General features: G+C 64.0%; 15 protein-coding genes. 7 read left to right on the plus strand and 8 right to left on the minus strand.

Going from position 1 to position 12,870, the window contains the following annotated elements:
- Positions 1–119 precede the first annotated feature (119 nt).
- The 4 genes from ACVILL_RS02640 to ACVILL_RS02655 all read right to left on the minus strand — a co-directional run bounded on the left by ACVILL_RS02640 (position 120) and on the right by ACVILL_RS02655 (position 2,665).
- Positions 120–311, minus strand: a complete 192-nt coding sequence (locus tag ACVILL_RS02640) for a hypothetical protein (RefSeq protein ID WP_456727716.1) — start codon at positions 309–311, stop codon at positions 120–122.
- Positions 312–426: 115 nt separating this feature from the next.
- Positions 427–1,362: a S49 family peptidase gene (locus ACVILL_RS02645; protein WP_456727717.1), complete on the minus strand. Its 936-nt coding sequence runs from the start codon at positions 1,360–1,362 to the stop codon at positions 427–429.
- A gap of 255 nt (positions 1,363–1,617) precedes the next feature.
- A complete protein-coding gene (locus ACVILL_RS02650) occupies positions 1,618–2,475 on the minus strand; it encodes a tRNA1(Val) (adenine(37)-N6)-methyltransferase (RefSeq protein WP_456727718.1) in 858 nt (285 codons plus the stop codon).
- On the minus strand, positions 2,438–2,665 hold the full coding sequence (locus tag ACVILL_RS02655; protein ID WP_456727719.1) for a putative signal transducing protein: 228 nt from the start codon (positions 2,663–2,665) through the stop codon (positions 2,438–2,440). The genes ACVILL_RS02650 and ACVILL_RS02655 overlap by 38 nt, the downstream gene beginning before the upstream one ends.
- Positions 2,666–2,800: 135 nt before the next feature.
- On the opposite strand from ACVILL_RS02655, the gene ACVILL_RS02660 reads away from it, so the two are divergent.
- The gene (locus tag ACVILL_RS02660; RefSeq protein WP_456727720.1) at positions 2,801–3,811 is read left to right on the plus strand and encodes a polyprenyl synthetase family protein; all 1,011 of its coding nucleotides are present in this window, start codon (positions 2,801–2,803) and stop codon (positions 3,809–3,811) included.
- Between the two features lie 276 nt (positions 3,812–4,087).
- Here the strand turns inward: ACVILL_RS02660 and ACVILL_RS02665 are convergent, their stop codons facing one another.
- Entirely contained in the window at positions 4,088–4,927 is an 840-nt protein-coding gene (locus ACVILL_RS02665) for an AraC family transcriptional regulator (protein WP_456727721.1), read from the minus strand.
- Positions 4,928–5,163: 236 nt separating this feature from the next.
- Here ACVILL_RS02665 and ACVILL_RS02670 point away from each other — a divergent pair, with 236 nt between their 5' ends.
- Both ACVILL_RS02670 and ACVILL_RS02675 read left to right on the plus strand, forming a co-directional pair.
- Positions 5,164–6,405, plus strand: coding sequence for an ABC transporter substrate-binding protein (locus tag ACVILL_RS02670; protein WP_456734152.1), 1,242 nt, complete (start codon positions 5,164–5,166; stop codon positions 6,403–6,405).
- Positions 6,406–6,640: 235 nt separating this feature from the next.
- Entirely contained in the window at positions 6,641–7,744 is a 1,104-nt protein-coding gene (locus ACVILL_RS02675; protein WP_456727722.1) for a mandelate racemase/muconate lactonizing enzyme family protein, read from the plus strand.
- Between the two features lie 174 nt (positions 7,745–7,918).
- Here ACVILL_RS02675 and ACVILL_RS02680 read toward each other — a convergent pair whose 3' ends face one another.
- Positions 7,919–8,290 (minus strand): hypothetical protein, encoded by a 372-nt coding sequence (locus ACVILL_RS02680; RefSeq protein WP_456727723.1) that lies wholly within the window; start codon positions 8,288–8,290, stop codon positions 7,919–7,921.
- 196 nt (positions 8,291–8,486) lie between these two features.
- Between ACVILL_RS02680 and ACVILL_RS02685 the strand changes: the two genes are divergently transcribed.
- Entirely contained in the window at positions 8,487–8,711 is a 225-nt protein-coding gene (locus ACVILL_RS02685) for a hypothetical protein (protein ID WP_456727724.1), read from the plus strand.
- 280 nt (positions 8,712–8,991) lie between these two features.
- On the opposite strand, the gene ACVILL_RS02690 is transcribed toward ACVILL_RS02685, so the two are convergent.
- Positions 8,992–9,426 (minus strand): cupin domain-containing protein, encoded by a 435-nt coding sequence (locus ACVILL_RS02690; protein WP_016848368.1) that lies wholly within the window; start codon positions 9,424–9,426, stop codon positions 8,992–8,994.
- Between ACVILL_RS02690 and ACVILL_RS02695 the strand changes: the two genes are divergently transcribed.
- Positions 9,415–9,705, plus strand: coding sequence for a hypothetical protein (locus ACVILL_RS02695; RefSeq protein WP_456727725.1), 291 nt, complete (start codon positions 9,415–9,417; stop codon positions 9,703–9,705). The two genes, ACVILL_RS02690 and ACVILL_RS02695, sit on opposite strands and share 12 nt — an antisense overlap.
- Before the next feature lie 39 nt (positions 9,706–9,744).
- On the opposite strand, the gene ACVILL_RS02700 is transcribed toward ACVILL_RS02695, so the two are convergent.
- Entirely contained in the window at positions 9,745–10,401 is a 657-nt protein-coding gene (locus ACVILL_RS02700; protein ID WP_456727726.1) for a glutathione S-transferase, read from the minus strand.
- 163 nt (positions 10,402–10,564) lie between these two features.
- Between ACVILL_RS02700 and ACVILL_RS02705 the strand changes: the two genes are divergently transcribed.
- Both ACVILL_RS02705 and ACVILL_RS02710 read left to right on the plus strand, forming a co-directional pair.
- Positions 10,565–11,788, plus strand: a complete 1,224-nt coding sequence (locus ACVILL_RS02705; protein WP_456727727.1) for a polyhydroxyalkanoate depolymerase — start codon at positions 10,565–10,567, stop codon at positions 11,786–11,788.
- 228 nt (positions 11,789–12,016) lie between these two features.
- Complete coding sequence (locus tag ACVILL_RS02710; protein ID WP_456727728.1) at positions 12,017–12,811, plus strand: substrate-binding domain-containing protein; 795 nt, start codon at positions 12,017–12,019, stop codon at positions 12,809–12,811.
- Positions 12,812–12,870 lie beyond the last annotated feature (59 nt).

Raw genomic sequence — 12,870 nt, forward strand, 5'->3', positions numbered from 1 at the left:
TGTTTGGTGTCATTCCGGGATGGTCCGAAGGACCAGACCCGGAATCTCGAGATTCTCAGATGCGCAATTGCGCATCTGAGGTTCGATGCTGGCGCATCGCCCCGGAGTGAGAACGAGCCCTAGCCCGGGCGATAGGCCCCGGTCACGGGGTCGCGGCGCAGGGTCTTGATTTCGCTCGCGCGCGCGGCCTCGGCCACGCGGGACAATCGCGCCTCTTCCAGTTCCTGGTTGATCCGGACGGCCGTCTTGTAAGCCCAGCGGACCACGGTCAAGCCACCCAGGACGCCTGCGAATGCAATCAGCGGCGGCATCGGTCGATCCTTGTCGTTCACGTCTGTCAGGCCCCCAATGGCGCTATTCTCGCGCAAGGCGGCCTGCGCCGCAATCGCGCTTTTAGGGCTAAATGGCGCGCTCACATCCCCGTGTTCAGAGCCCGAATCGGGCCCAAATCGCCCGTGTTTCCAGCGCCGAGATCAGATCGTCCGGCAGGCCCGCCAGTCCATCCAGTGTCGCCAGCGATCCCGCCCCCGCCGCCCGCCGGCCGAGCAGGCCGGACAGCATCCCGCTCGCGGGCGCGATCACCGGGGTCAGCACCTTCTCGCCATAGCGGGCCCGCAGCGTGGAGCGGAGATCGCCGATGCTGTCGGCCAGCCCGAGCCCGATCGCGGTCTCGCCCGCCCAGTACTCGCCGGTGAACAGCACGTCGTCGGCGCCCTTCAGGCGGCTGCCGCGGCTCTGCTTCACCAGCGCAATGAAGATCGCGTGGATCTCGCGCTGGATCGATTTCAGGCGGGCGACGTCGTCGGGGTTTTCGGGGAGGAACGGATCGAGCATCGCCTTGTGGCTGCCCGCCGTATAGAGCCTGCGCTCGACCCCGATCTTCTTGATCAGCCCCTCCAGGCCGAAGCTGCCGCCGACCACGCCGATCGAGCCGAGGATCGAGGACGGATCGCAATAGATCTCGTCACCGGCGCAGGCGATCATGTAGCCGCCGGAGGCCGCGACGTCCTCGACGAACACCAGCACCGGCAGCTTCTTCTCGGACGCCAGCTGCCGGATGCGCAGATAGATCTGGCGCGACTGCACCGGCGAACCGCCCGGCGAATTGATCACCAGCGCCACCGCCTTGGCATTACGCGTGCCAAAGGCGCGCTCCAGCATCTTGGCGACACCCGAGAGCGTCATGCCCGGCCGCAGCGGCGTCACCGCACCGATCACGCCTGACAACCGCACGACTGGCACGACCGCCGCGCCACGCCGGAAGCGCATCGGCAGCATTCCCTGCACGCGATCGAGCACTCCCGAACGTCCTCCGGAATCTGCTCCGGAATGTCCCTGGCGATCACTTATTTGTTCACTCATGCCGTTACCTCGAATTAACCACTTTTTATCACGCCACTGTCATTGGATTCCGTGGAACGCGTTTTGCATTTTGCCATTGGGGCTTTGTCATTGGGGTTGCAATTCGCGGCGGAGAGGGACTCATGAAGATCTATCTGCTGATTTTGCTGATCGGTACACTTCTGACGGCGATCCGCTTCACGTCGAGGCCGGAGCGCCAGTCGGAAACGGCTTCGCAGTGATTTGGTGCCAGTGACGGCGGGCAGCGCTTGCCCGTCAGCGCCGCGCCAGCGGCAATTCTCCCTTCCCAGCCAAAATCTCCTGTACCCATTTATTGGGCACACCTGACTCTTCATTGAGCAGCAGCGCGGCATGCAACCGCGTCGGCGCCCGGCCGCCCTTGGTGGCGCGCACCAGGATTCGAATCGCCGGCGCCGTCGACTCGCCGTGAACCGGCAGGATCTCGAGACTGCCGAAGCCGCGCTCCAGCGCGGCCAGCACGTCAGCGATCCCGTCGGCCCGCCAGATCAACGCAAGCTGGCCGTTCGACTTGAGAATCCGCCGCGCGGCGTGAACCCAGGCCGCGAGCGTGGTCGCGGTCGCGACGTGGGCACGCTCGCGCACGCCGTCCGGCGAGGCGCGATGCCGGCTGGGATCATTGAACGGCGGGTTCATCAGCACGACGTCGGCACTGTCGGGCGTAAGGCCGGCGTCGTCGAACGCGGATGCGCCGGCCTCGACATCGAGCACGATCACCTCGGCCATGATCGCGTTGGCGCCGGCATTATTCCGGGCGAGCTCGGCCAAGGCAGGGTCGATTTCGACCAGGAGGAGATCGACCCCGCTCACCCGCCGCGCCACCGAAAGCCCGGCCGCGCCGACGCCGGAGCCGAGATCGACGACGCGGTCGCCCGATCGAGCCGGCGTCGCCGCGGCCAGCAGGATCGCATCATGGCCGGCGCGGTGGCCGCTCTTGGGCTGCCGCAGGCGCAATTGCCCACCGAGGAATCCATCTTCGGTGATCTCGGCGGCCGGAGACTCCCTTTTTGACGCGTTTTCTTCACGCGAACCGGGGTCCACTTGGCTTGAAAACGCTCTAGTCATCGGCGCGCAATTCGTGGCCGAGTCCGGCATCGGTCAGCAGCTGGCGGGCCTCGTGGTTGTCGTCCTCATGCACCAGGATCCGCCGCGGCAGCATGCCGAGCGACCCCTCGACGACGCTCATGTTCTGGTCCAGCACCAGATGATGGATGTTAGCGCTGTCGAGCAGCGCGCCGACGGCGGAGACCAGCACAATGTCATTGGTCCGTACCAATTCCCGCAAAATACGCTCTCCTGTCGCCCCGGCAGTGCAGCGAATGCCTCACATGTCAACAACTTCGAGGCCTTGCCGCTGCACCGCGCAGTTTCTATTGTTATAGCTGAGCATAATGCGTATTCGGCAAAATTGGAGACCAGCGTGGCGGTTATTGTACCCTTCGAAAGCCCGTCCAATGCTTCGATCGACGGGCTGGTGGGACTGGTCGCCGCCGACATGGAGCGCGTCAACGCGACGATCATCTCGCGGACCGGCTCCGAGGTCACCATGATCCCCGAGGTCGCCAACCACCTGATCTCCTCCGGGGGCAAGCGGTTGCGCCCGATGCTGACCCTGGCAATGGCCCAGCTCGCCGACTACACAGGCGACGGCCATATCAAGCTCGCCGCCGCGGTCGAGTTCATGCACACCGCGACCCTGCTGCATGACGACGTGGTCGACGAGAGCGAGCTGCGCCGCGGCAAATTGTCCGCACGCATGCTGTGGGGCAACGAGGCCAGCGTGCTGGTCGGCGACTTCCTGCTCGGCCAGGCGTTCCGGATGATGGTCGAGGTCGGCTCGCTGCGCGCGCTCGATATCCTGTCTGCGGCCGCCGCCACCATCGCCGAGGGCGAGGTGATGCAGCTCGCCGCCGCCAAGAACACCGCGACCACCGAGGACGAATATCTCGCCGTGATCAGGGGCAAGACGGCGGAGCTGTTCGCAGCCGCCTGCGAGGTCGGCCCCGTGATCGCCAACCGGCCCAAGGCCGAGCAGACCGCGTGCCGCTCGGTCGGCATGAATCTCGGCATCGCCTTCCAGCTCGTCGACGACGTGCTCGACTATGGCGGCAAATCCGCAAAACTCGGTAAGAATGTCGGCGATGATTTCCGCGAGGGCAAGATCACGCTTCCCGTGGTGCTCGCCTTCCGCCGCGGCAATGATACCGAGCGCAAGTTCTGGATCCGCGCGCTCGAGCGCGGCGAGATCGGTGCGGCCGATCTCGATCACGCGATCGGGCTGATGACCAAGCACCGCGCCCTGGAAGACACCATCAGCCGCGCCCAGCACTACGGCGCGATGGCGGTCGACGCACTGGCCCTGTTCCCGCCCTCGCCGATGAAGACGGCGCTGGAAGAGGTCGTCGCGTTCTGCCTGGCAAGGTCGCACTGATCTAGGCACCTGCGAGCACCAAAGACGGTGTCGTCCTGGCGAAAGCCAGGACCCACAGCCACCGAGTTTGCTTGCGAACGGGAGATGGCCCCAGCGTCGCACGACAACCGACACATGGGGTAATGGGTCCTGGCTTTCGCCAGGACGACAGTGAGTGTGTGGCGCAATTCAAGCCATCAAATGGCGGGTGCCATCACCCGCGCATTGAGCCGGGCGATGACGGTTGTAGTGTGAACACAGCTTCGCATTCTCGCGACATGACTTGTCCGAGCGCGACTACCCCTCCACCGGCACCCAGATCTCCAGCCCGCCATTGCCGGTCGTCGCGTCGAACTTCTCGTCGTAGCGCTCGAAGTTCGGCGCGTCCGCGACCTTCATGCCGGATTGCGGCAGCCAGCGATTCCAGATCGTGTTGACGGTGCGGCGGATGGTGGAGATGTGGTCGGTGTGGGTGAACACCACGTATTTCTGCGCCGGGATCCGGACGCGCGCGAACTCGCGCGGCAGGTCGGAGAAATCGGCGACCTCGACACCGGCGATGTAGTCGAAATTGCCGGCATCGTCGCCGTTGCAGCAGACGCCATAGGCGACATCGCCGACCTGGCGGGGAATGTGCGCGCATTGCTGGTGGAAGCCACTCCACTGGTTCGGAATGCCGGCGGTGCTGTCATTGGCGTGGTTGTAGCGCTCGCCGATGCCGGCGACGAGAAAGGCCCTGCCGGTCGCAATGCGCGGCGGATCGATGTGATCGAGAGCGGTCGAGATCATGGAGATCGGCTCCTGGAGCTTGAGCTTGGTCAGGCACGTCGTTGCGCGCACGGTCTCCGGCGTGACGCCGAAATGGTCGCGGAACGCGCGGGTGAATGCTTCGTGGGAGCCATAATCCGCATCCAGCGCGAGCGTGAGAATATCGGGCGCACCGGCCGCGAGCTCGCGCGCAGCCTCGCTGAGGCGGCGCGCCCGCAAATAGCGCATCACCGAGAACCCGGTCGCCTCCGCGAACGCCCGCACCAGATGGAAGCGCGAGACCCCGGCGACCAGAGCGATGTCGTCGAGCGTCAGCGACCTGTGGAGGTGGCCCTCGATGTACCAGAGCGCTTTCTGGGCTGGATTCATGGACGACGGCTCTCCTGCAAAGCTCCGGCATCATGCACGGCTGCGACGCGCGGCATTTGACAGTCCTTGCTGCGCGCGACGAAACCGCGGTTCCGCTCTGCGAAATTTTACCGCAAAGCCGTCGCTGGCAACACCGTTGCAATCGTGCATACTCGCTGACGCATCGATCCGACGGCTCATCAAGCTGCCCGAAAATCAAGACTGCACGAGCCGCGGCCAGCATGTCAGGGAGGACCATGATGCACCACCACCGCTCGAGCTATGCCAACTGCGCCAAGTCCGCGGCGCTTGCGGCCCTTTTGACGATCGCTGTCGCAACCGCCGCCAACGCGCAGAAGAAATACGATCCGGGTGCGACCGACACCGAGATCAAGGTCGGCAACATCATGCCCTATTCGGGCCCGGCGTCCTCCTACGCCACGATCGGCAAGACCGAAACCGCCTATTTCAACAAGCTCAACAGCGAAGGCGGCATCAACGGCCGCAAGGTCAAGTTCATCTCCTACGACGACGGCTACAGCCCGCCGAAGATGGTCGAGCAGGCCCGCAAGCTGGTCGAGAGCGACGAGGTGCTCCTGATCTTCAATCCGCTGGGCACCCCGGGCAACACGGCGATCCAGAAATACATGAACGCCAAGAAGGTGCCGCAGCTGTTCGTCTCCACCGGCGCCGCCAAGTGGAACGATCCGAAGAACTTCCCGTGGACCATGGGCTGGCAACCGAGCTATCAGGTCGAGGCGCGCATCTATGCCAAATACATTTTGCAGAACTATCCCGGCAAGACCATCGGCGTGCTCTACCAGAACGACGATTTCGGCAAGGACTATCTTATCGGCCTGCATGACGGGCTCGGCGATCAGGCCAAGAAACTGATCATCGTCGAATCCTCCTACGAGACCTCCTCGCCGACGGTGGATTCGCAGATCGTGCAGATCAAGGGCGCCAACCCCGACATCTTCATCAACATCGCAACGCCGAAATTCGCGGCGCAGGCGATCAAGAAGGTCGCCGAACTGGACTGGCATCCGGTCCAGTTCCTGACCAACGTCTCGGCCTCGATCGGCGGCGTGATGCATCCGGCCGGCTATGAGGCAAGCCAGGGCGTGCTGTCCACGCAGTACCTCAAGGACCCCAAGGACGCCGAATGGAAGAACGATCCCGCCATGAATGAATGGCGCGCCTTCATGGCCAAGTGGTATCCTGAAGGCGACCTCGACGATGCGGCGACCGTGTTCGGCTACGGCGTCGCCAAGGGGCTGGAGCAGGTGTTGCGGCAATGCGGCGACAATCTCACTCGCGAGAACCTGATGAAGCAGGCGGCCAGCCTCAACTTCGAGATCGGCATCTATCTGCCCGGCACCAAGATCAAGACCGGAGCGGACGACTACGCACCGATCGAGCAGTTGCAGATGATGCGCTTCAAGGGCGAGAGCTGGGAGCGGTTCGGCCCGATCATGAGCGGCGAGAAGAGCAGCTAGGGCTTTCCTCCACAACTTTGGGCTTCATGATGCCCGGCCCTGCGCCGGGCATCCACGCCTTCGACACGATTCACGCGCAAGGTTTTTGCAAGCAAGACTTGTCAGGAACAGGACTTGGAACGGCCGGAACCCAGACAAGCCGAAGCGACGCCGCAGGCGAGCTAGTCGTACTCAGGTTAAAATGTCCGGCCATCACGAATCCCAGGCACATCCTGCGATCGGAAGGACAACAACAATGAAAATCACCGACGTCCGCGCCCACCACATCCGCATTCCCTATGACGCCGGGCCCGCGAGCTTCCGCCAGGGAGCATCCGCGATTTCGGCGCTCGACATGGTGCTGGTCGAGGTGTCGACCGATGCCGGCCTGACCGGCTGGGGCGATGCCTTCGCCTATGTCTGCCCGAAGACGAGCTGCACGGCGGTGACCGAGATGATCGCGCCGCAGGCACGCGGCCTCGAGGTGCCCGATGCCGCCAGGATCCCCGCCGCGATGGAGCAGATCCAGCGCAACTTGCATCTGTTCGGCCGCTACGGCATCACGATGTTTGCGATCTCGGCGCTCGACATTGCGCTGTGGGATCTCGCCGGCAAGGTGAAGGACGTGCCGCTGCATCAACTGATCGGCGGCGCCAAGCGCAGCACGATCCCGGCCTATGCGAGCCTGATGCGGATCGGCAATCCCTCGCACATCGCGACCGAATGCAAGAAGGCGATCAAGCTCGGTTACTCCGCGATCAAGCTGCACGAGACCACCGTGCCTGCGGTTACGGCCGCACGCGAGGCGATCGGCCCCGGCGTGCCGCTGATGGTCGACATGAACTGTCCGCTGGACGGGCCCGCGGCGATCCAATTCGCCCGCGACTGCAAGCAGGCCGCGCCGATGTTCCTGGAGGAGCCGGTCTGGCCGCCGGAAGATTTTACGACGCTCGCGGAGGTGCGCAGGGAGGGCCGGCTCGATATCGCGGCCGGCGAGAACGCCTGCACCGTGCACCAATTCCGCCAGATGATGACCGCGGGCGCGGTCAGTCACGCGCAGCCGTCGGTGATCAAGGTCGGCGGCGTCACCGAATTTTTGCGCGTGGCCGTGCTCGCCGACGAGTTCGGCGTCCAGGTGATTCCACACTCGCCCTATTTCGGACCGGGCTTCCTCGCCACGCTGCATCTGATGGCGATCCGCGACGAAGGCCTGATCGAGGTGTTCTTCATGAAGCGCCCCGCCTGCCTGTGGGGCGACCGCATCAATGTCGACGCCAAGGGCCATGTCGCCGTGCCGCAGGGCCCCGGGCTCGGCTACGAACCGGATCGCGACGTGATGGAGAAGTATCGGGTGGCGTGACGAGCCCGACTCTTTCCACCGTCATTGCGAGCCAACGGGTCACGCGTACGCGCGCCCGATGACAGGCTCCGCGAAGCAATCCATAGTGCCGCGTGCGGTGAGATGGATTGCTTCGTCGCTTCAGCGCAAAATTGCTTCGCAATTTTGTCGCGAGCTTCTCGCAATGACGATTTGCTACTTCGTCCCGTCCTTTGCCGCAGGCGCCGCATCCTTCGCCGGCGGCGCGTCGGCTTTCTTCTTCGGATCCTCCGTCAGCTTGACCTGCGCCGCCTGCAGATCGGTGACGAGCTTCTGCAAGCCCGCGACCGAACTCTTCAGGCTTTCGATCTGCCGGTTGGCGGCGTCGAGCTTCTGCTGATGATCTGATGTGAGCTTGGTGATGGTCTTCTGCAGGAAATCGACATTGCTCTGCAGACAGCTCGTGCGCCGCTCCATCGTCTTCTCGACGGTGCAGATCTCGATGCCGGGCACGTCCTGCGCATGCGCGGTTCCAACGGCGCCGAGCGCAAGCGGTATCAGCAGAACAGGAGCGAAACGAGCGATCATCGGCATCCCCAAGCAAATGCGTCATTCACAGTTTTGTGCTCGCGACGCTGAAAGCACGGCACACATACCACACTGAAACCGTATTCGAGCGGTGTGCTTCACTTATTACGGGGACTACTCGTGGGGACGGGGGCCTTCGGAACTTTGTTTGGTTCGACCCCTTTTGGCTCGACCTTGGGCAGTGGAGACAGATCGCATGGCAACGCGCGAAAAACGGCTGGCGCAATTCGATGGCAATGGCGAACCTTCGCCGGAACAACGCGTGGAAGTGCTTTGTGAGGATCACAGCGGGACGTATCAGCTGCCGTTCGCCTGCCGCTTCGTCAACGGCCAGTGGCGCAATGACACGACAGGCGGTGCGCTGGAAGCCAACGTCATTGCCTGGCGGAAGCCGCGCGAGAAGCAACCGGGCATGGCCTGAGCCGATCAGGAGGCGCTTGCGCACATGATTCTTCAGGATCATGCACGCGCGTTGTTTCAAAACGCGACGCGCAGACGCCGTTCCTTAAGATTTGGAACGCGGATAGAACGAACCGCGTCCGAATCACTGATTGAGCTATGTACTCCGTTGTTCACGGCTAGATGTGGTCATTAGCCCGAGCCGGCGCACCACATACAGAAGCATGACGATCGGCCGCAGCCAGCGGCCGACAACATAAGTTAATTCCTCCGCCGACGACATTTGCTATTCCTCCTCGCGATCATTTCCACGGCGTGATCGGCGGCACGGTCTCGGTCGCCGGCGGCACATCCACGGTCTTGAAATCGGCTGGGCTGACGATCTCGAGGTATTCCATGTCCTTCGAGTAATCGAACAGATAATGGGTGATGCCGGGACGCTGGTGGATGACGTCGCCGGCCTCGACCAGCGTCTCCTTGTCCTCGTACATGAAGCGCGCCCAGCCCTTGGTCATGATGACGATCTGAAAATCGCACAGATGCTTGTGCCAGCCGGTGCCCTGCTCCGGCGGCATGTCGGGATTGGCCTTGACCAGATGGCAGATCACCTGCCCGCTGGTGGCATCAGCGATGCCAAGATCGCGATACAGGAAGAAGTCGCGCAGACCTCCGCCCTTGAACTCGGTGTCACCGGGTTTGACGTGGGAGAATTTGCTGACGACGGCGTGCTGGTTCATTCAAGCCTCCACGGTTCTCGTGTTCGCGAGATCGCGGCGTGGCTCGGCGTCCAAATTTTCGGCAGCGTCGCATCGTCGCGGTCACAGCTCGATCATCGCCATGCGAAATCCTTGCCAGCCCGCTTGTGCTGCGGCGATCGGTCTCGCCATGTGCTGATATCGCAGCGGAAGCATCTGGCGCGCGGCGCGAATTTGCGTTCGGCGCGTGCTGCGCCCGATCGTCGCGCCGCGTCGACGCCTGACGCCGACGGCATGTCCATTGAGCAGGCCTTGCCTTGAGCTTGAGCCGCCGGCGCAGGCAGGCCGGGGCGCGTCTGCCTAATATTCGACCTCGAGCTCCTCGACGTCGGCAGGCTCCGCCTTCGCGGCCTCGATCCATTGCTGCATCTCGGGCATCGCCATGATGGTCCCGGCATACGCCGCCAGCAGAGGATCGAGCTTAACGTCATAGGTCATGAAGCGGGTCACGACCGGCGCATACATCGCGTCGGCCATGGTGCGGCGTGCGCCGAACAGGAACGGCCCGCCCGAGGCGCCGAGGCAATCGCGCCAGATGGTGCAGACCCGGTCGATATCGGCCTGCGCCCGCGACCAGATCTTGAAGCCGGGGAAATGCCCCTTGAGATTGACCGGCAGCGAGGAGCGCAGCGTGGTGAAGCCGGAATGGATCTCGCCCGAGATCGAGCGGCAATGCGCGCGCTGGATGCGGTCTTCCGGCAGCAGCCCGGCTTGCGGCATGACTTCGTTGAGATACTCGCCGATCGCCAGCGTGTCCCAGACCGTCGCGCCGTCGTGGCGCAGGCAGGGCACCAGGATCGACGACGACAGCAGCAGCAGTTCGGCCCGCGCCGCGGGATCATCGGGCGCGGTGACCACCTCCTCGAATTCCAGCCCGGCGAATTTCGCCAGCAGCCAGCCGCGCAGCGACCAGGACGAATAGTTCTTGCTGCTGATGGTGAGTGTCGCTTTCGCCATATCGTTTCCTCACGCCTGAACGCGTCCGCGCCGCGCGCCGGTCCAGCCGCCGCGCTCCCCGGCGCCGTTCATTTTGCAGCAAGCCACGTGCCAATTTGCCGGGCAGCCGGCCCGCCTCTGGCCTCGATATTGCTTGGCAGACCAGGCCACCGGGTGGATGCGTATGATGTCGATGCTGTACCAGGCCTATCAGAACCAAATGGACCTCACCGCGCCGTGGCGGACCGGCGCCGCGGCGGCATTGCGCTATCTCAATCTGGTGCCGCGGGGCACCTCCGACCGGACCTTCGGCCGGCTCGCCGCCGCGCTCGAGCTGATCTCCCGCTCGAGCCTGAGCTACGCCCGCCCCGACTACGGCATCGGCAGCGTCACCGTCGGCAACAGGGAATTGGAGGTGACCGAGGAGATCGCCTATGCGACGCCGTTCGGCTCGCTTTTGCATTTCAGGAAGGTGGACGGCCCGGAGCAGCCGCGGCTCTTGCTGGTGGCGCCGATGTCCGGTCATTTCGCCACGCTGCTGCGCGGCACCGTGAAGACGCTGCTGCAGGACCACGACGTCTACATCACCGATTGGCACAACCCGCGCGACATCCCGCGCAGCGAGGGCCGCTTCGGGCTCGAGGACTACACCGACCATCTGATCGATTTCCTCGGCCAGCTCGGCCCGCGCGCGCATATGGTGGCGATCTGCCAGCCTTCGGTGTCGGCGCTGGCGGCGGCTGCGATCATGTCGGAGGATAATCATCCGGCGCGGCCGGCGTCGCTGACCCTGATGGCCGGGCCGATCGACACGCGGATCCAGCCGACCAAGGTGAACGAATTCGCCAAGAGCAAGCCGATCAAGTGGTTCGAGGACAATCTGATCAATTACGTGCCCATGCAGTGCAAGGGCGCGCTGCGTCAGGTCTACCCGGGCTTCGTGCAGCTCACGGCCTTCGTGTCGATGAACCTGGAGCGTCACATCAAGCAGCACATCGATCTCGCCGACCATCTCGCCAAGGGCGAGACCGACAAGGCCGAGGTGATCAAGACCTTCTACGACGAGTATTTCGCGGTCATGGACCTGCCGGCGGAATTCTATATCGAGACGGTGCGCGACGTGTTTCAGGAGCACCTGTTGCCGCAGGGCATGCTGATGCATCGCGGACGCCCGGTAAACCCGGCGGCGATCCGGCGCATGGGCCTGATGACGGTGGAAGGCGAGAAGGACGACATCTGCTCGATCGGCCAGACGCTCGCCGCCCAGGATCTCTGCACCGGCGTGCGCACCTATCGCAAGGTGCATCACATGCAGGCCGGCGTCGGCCATTACGGCGTGTTCTCCGGCAAGCGCTGGAACAACGAGATCTACCCGCTGCTGCGCGATTTCGTGCATGTGAATTCGTGACGGGATCCCGTAGCCCGGATGAAGCGCAGCGCAATCCGGGAAGTGCTTCCGCGGAGAAGCCGGTCCCGGATTGCGCTTCGCTCCATCCGGGCTACGAACTCTCACCTTTCCCCATATTGCTCCGTCTCCTCGCGATGGCCGTGGTTGGCTAGCCACGCATCCCCTCGCGCAGTAGTGTTCCCGGCCACGACGACCCCGTTTCCCAAGAATCGTCCAGGGAGAAACTCCATGCGATCAGCCTCAGCCTTCCGTGCCCTCACGCTTGCCGTCATCGGCGCCCTCGCCTTCACCTCAGCCGCATCTGCCGCCGAAGTCCACGTCATGATCTCCGGCGGGCTGACCGCCGCCTACAAGGCGCTGGTACCGGAGTTCGAGCGCAAGACCGGGCACAAGGTCGTGACCGCCTTCGGACCGTCGATGGGGACGACCACCAACGCCATTCCGGTGCGGCTGGAGCGCGGCGAGCCGGCCGATGTGCTGATCATGGTCGGCTATGCGCTCGGCGACCTCGTCAAGCAGGGCAAGGTGGTGGCCGACAGCCGCGTCGACCTCGTGAAGTCGCCGATCGGCATCACGGTCAAATCAGGCGCACCGAAGCCGGACATCAGTTCGGTCGACAGCGTCAAGCAGGCGCTGCTGGCGGCGAAATCGGTCGCCTATTCCGACAGCGCCAGCGGCGTCTATGTCTCGACCGAGATGTTCCAGAAACTCGGCATCGCCGACCAGATGAAGGACAAGGCACGGATGATCCCGGCGACCCCGGTCGGCGAAATCGTCGCCAAGGGCGAGGCCGAGATCGGCCTGCAGCAGATCTCGGAACTGAAGCCGGTTAGCGGCATCGACATCGTCGGTCCGCTGCCGGAGCCGTTGCAGAAGATCACGGTGTTCTCCGCCGGGATCGCGACGGTCTCGAAGGAGCGTGAGGCCGGCAAGGCGCTGATCAGCTTCCTCGCCTCATCAGACGCGCACGACGCGCTGGTCAAGAGCGGGCTGGATCCGATCGTCGCGGGCGCGACGCATTAGCAGCGCACCGCCTCCGCCTCTATCCCCGTCATCCTGAGGAGCGCGTCGCGCGTCTCGAA

This window comes from Bradyrhizobium sp. USDA 3364 (genome assembly GCF_054056355.1).